This is a genomic window from Pseudomonas sp. FSL R10-1339, from assembly GCF_009600545.1.
GTDB lineage: Bacteria > Pseudomonadota > Gammaproteobacteria > Pseudomonadales > Pseudomonadaceae > Aquipseudomonas > Aquipseudomonas bubulae.
This window is the reverse complement of record NZ_WIVQ01000198.1, coordinates 1-2,188: the sequence shown is the minus strand read 5'-3', so window position 1 is coordinate 2,188 and position 2,188 is coordinate 1. Positions and strand designations below refer to the sequence as shown.

Below are 2,188 nucleotides of genomic sequence, written 5' to 3'. Positions count from 1 at the left end.
CGCAGGGCGAACAGGGCCGCCAGCTGTGGGCGCAAACCCTTGATCGTGGCGCGCTGTCGGTGGCCGGGCAGTTGCTCGGGCTGGCTCAGCGCATGCTGGATTTATCGGTGGACTACGCCGCGCAGCGCAAACAATTCGGTAAGCCCATCGGCAGTTTTCAGGCAGTCAAGCATCATCTGGCCGACGTGGCTACTGCGCTGGAGTTCGCCAAACCGGTGCTGTACCGCGCCGCATACGCCCTGGCACACAATGAACCGAATGCCGCCGTGTGGGTGTCCCAGGCGCGCCTGGCCAGTTGCGAAGCCAGCTGGCTGGCGGCCCGCCACGGCATCCAGGTGCATGGGGCGATGGGTTACACCTGGGAAGTCGACCTGCAAATGTTCATGAAGCGCGCCTGGGCACTGGACAGTGCCTGGGGCGACCGTGCGCTGCACAAGGCCCGTGTGGCCGAATATGTATTGAGTGGCGCGGCGCCTCTGGGCTGCGGTCACACCTTCGAGGATTGACCGATGCCTGAAGCCTATATTGTTGATGCATTGCGCAGCCCCACCGGCAAACGCAAGGGCGGCCTGGCCCACGTCCATGCCATCGACCTCGGCGCCCATGTGCTCAAAGCACTGGTGGAGCGCAACGCAATTCCGGCCGACGAATATGACGATGTGATTTTTGGGTGTGTCGACACCATCGGCTCCCAGGCCGGTGATATCGCCCGCACCAGCTGGCTGGCCGCCGGTTTGCCGCTGAACGTGCCGGGCACCACCATCGATCGCCAGTGCGGTTCGTCACAACAGGCGCTGCACTTCGCCGCGCAGGCGGTGATGAGTGGCACCCAGGATGTGATTGCCGTGGGTGGTGTGCAAACCATGACCCAGATCCCTATTTCCTCGGCGATGCTGGCCGGGCAGCCACTGGGCTTTGCCGACCCGTTCTCCGGCAGCAAGGGCTGGCAAGCGCGCTTTGGCAAACAGCCGGTCAACCAGTTCTACGCTGCCCAGCGTATCGCCGACCACTGGAACATCAGCCGCCAGGACATGGAAGCCTATGCCCTGGAGAGCCATCGCCGGGCGCTGGCCGCCATGGCCGCCGGCCGTTTCGTCAACGAAATCGTGCCCTGCGAAGGGGTATGGGACGATGAAACACCGCGCCAAACCAGCCTGGCCAAAATGGCCGAACTGGAGCCGGTGTTTGCCGAGTTTGCGTCGATCACCGCTGCGGTATCCAGCCAGACCTGCGATGCCTCGGCTGCCTTGCTGGTGGTCTCCGAGGCGGCGCTCAAACGCTACAACCTCACCCCTCGGGCACGGATCCATCACCTGTCGGTGCTGGGCGACGACCCGATCTGGCACCTCAGGGCCCCGATTGCCGCCACCCGTGCCGCACTGAAAAAGGCTGGCATGGGCATGCAGGACATTGACCTTGTTGAAATCAACGAAGCCTTCGCCTCGGTGGTGATGGCCTGGGCCAAGGAGCTGGATTTCGACCCGGCCAGGACCAACGCCAACGGCGGTGCAATTGCTCTCGGCCATCCGTTGGGGGCAAGCGGTGCACGGTTGATGACCGGCCTGCTCAACCAGCTTGAGCACAGCGGTGGCCGCTACGGTTTGCAGACCATGTGCGAAGGCGGCGGTCAAGCCAACGTGACGATTATTGAACGCCTCTAGGAGCAACGACATGGCAATTTGTGCAGAACGTACCGTCATCATTACCGGCGCGGGCGGCGGTTTGGGCCGCGCTTACGCGCTGGCGTTCGCCGGGCAGGGCGCCAATGTGGTGGTCAACGATATTCGTCGCGAAGCCGCCGAAGAGGTCGTGGCAGAAATCCTCCAGGCTGGTGGGCAGGCCATTGCCAATGCCGATGACATCACCACCCTGGCCACGGCACAGCACATCGTCGACGCCGCCCTGGCCGCGTTTGGCGAAGTGCATGTGCTGGTCAACAACGCCGGAATCCTGCGTGACCGCATGTTTATCAGCCTCGCTGAAGAGGACTGGGATGCGGTCATGCGTGTGCATCTCAAGGGGCATTTTTGCCTGGCCAATATCCTTGGCAAGCGCTGGCGCGACCTGGCCAAGGCTGGCCGGCCGGTGGCGGCACGGATCATCAACACCAGTTCCGGCGCGGGCCTGCAGGGGTCGGTGGGGCAGTCCAACTACAGCGCAGCCAAAGGCGGGATTGCCGCGCTGACCC

At 63.8% G+C, this 2,188-nt stretch carries 3 protein-coding genes; all 3 read left to right on the top strand.

What is annotated here, in order from left to right:
- On the top strand, positions 1–506 hold a 506-nt coding region (locus tag GHO03_RS24275), incomplete at its 5' end, for an acyl-CoA dehydrogenase family protein (protein WP_256668775.1).
- 3 nt (positions 507–509) lie between these two features.
- A complete protein-coding gene (locus tag GHO03_RS24270; protein WP_153381179.1) occupies positions 510–1,661 on the top strand; it encodes an acetyl-CoA C-acetyltransferase in 1,152 nt (383 codons plus the stop codon).
- 10 nt (positions 1,662–1,671) lie between these two features.
- Positions 1,672–2,188: SDR family NAD(P)-dependent oxidoreductase (locus tag GHO03_RS24265; protein ID WP_153400665.1), on the top strand; the 517-nt coding region annotated here is incomplete at its 3' end.

Coding starts and splice junctions, on each gene's coding strand:
- GHO03_RS24270 (WP_153381179.1), top strand. CDS start 510: ATGCCTGAAGCCTATATTGTTGATGCATTGCGCAGCCCCACCGGCAAA.